The following is a 563-nucleotide window of genomic DNA, read 5'->3' as shown; positions in this document are numbered from 1 at the left end:
AAGGCATAGTTGTTCTTGCCTGTTGTGCCACCAAAGTTGATGCCTTTGTCTGCTGTTGCTTTAACGCTGGTGATCGCACCATCAATCGTGTTCGAGCCTGTGTCACCAATATTACTTGCGGTGATTGCACCCGTCGTTGCATCAATGGTCGTGTTACCACCAATTGCACTCTTAACGCTGTCTGCAACACCGTGTAATTGACTGCCATTGATTGCATCGGTCGAAGTCGAGTTCACCGCACCAGCTTTGACATTGGTAATGGTGGTGCCACCTGCACCTGCTAAAGTCACTTTGTCTTTGGTTGCAGGGTTATCATATTTCACCGCTGCATCGTCCAAGTTACCAAGCTTGCCATCAACTGCTGCCAATTGATCTTCGGTTGCTGCCTGACCTGATACCGCTGTGCCGTTCCAAGTCGTGTTGCTTAAACCACCAATGGTATTGGTTGTGCCATCAATCTTAACTTTGGTTGCACCGCTGCCCACATTGATTGCATCTTTAACATTCAGCGTGTCGCCTAAGCCCAGTTGTACACCGCCTGCAACTGTCGTGCTGGTGATGTT

At 49.0% G+C, this 563-nt stretch carries 1 pseudogene; it reads right to left on the bottom strand.

Going from position 1 to position 563, the window contains the following annotated elements:
• Positions 1-560 (bottom strand): annotated as a pseudogene (locus tag F885_RS00005) (hypothetical protein); the annotation flags it as partial.
• Positions 561-563: the final 3 nt, after the last annotated feature.

It is taken from the genome of Acinetobacter higginsii, assembly GCF_000369845.1.
Classification (GTDB): domain Bacteria; phylum Pseudomonadota; class Gammaproteobacteria; order Pseudomonadales; family Moraxellaceae; genus Acinetobacter; species Acinetobacter higginsii.
The sequence above is the reverse complement of the archived record's forward strand: the minus strand, read 5'-3'. Positions and strand labels throughout refer to the sequence as shown.